Source organism: Adlercreutzia sp. DFI.6.23, from assembly GCF_024462535.1.
Classification (GTDB): domain Bacteria; phylum Actinomycetota; class Coriobacteriia; order Coriobacteriales; family Eggerthellaceae; genus Adlercreutzia; species Adlercreutzia rubneri.
This window is the reverse complement of record NZ_JANGBP010000483.1, coordinates 1-303: the sequence shown is the minus strand read 5'-3', so window position 1 is coordinate 303 and position 303 is coordinate 1. Positions and strand designations below refer to the sequence as shown.

1 protein-coding gene is annotated in these 303 nt (G+C 49.5%); it reads right to left on the bottom strand.

What is annotated here, in order from left to right; genetic code table 11:
• Positions 1-62 precede the first annotated feature (62 nt).
• On the bottom strand, positions 63-303 hold a 241-nt coding region (locus NE591_RS14240; RefSeq protein WP_256156982.1), incomplete at its 5' end, for a hypothetical protein.

The window sequence follows — 303 nt, the reverse complement described above, 5'->3', positions numbered from 1 at the left end:
AAAAACTGCGATAATATGGTCAAAAAATCGAGTTTTGAACTCTATATCTTCGATTCTGAACCCTATTTTGCTAGTTTAACGCCTCTTTTCCGCGTTTCAGTGCTGAAAATGACAGGTTTGCGGTTCACGAAGAGTTCAAAAGTCGATTTTGTGACCATTTTTGCGAAACTTTTTGCAAGAGCGCCCGTGCCCGACACTCGACGCTCTTTAGGGAAGATGGGAGTGCTCTCGAGAATGACCTTTTCGCGCGGACGCGGCTGCTGCTGGGGCGAGATGGTCTCGACCGCTTGGCGGCGGCTCGGG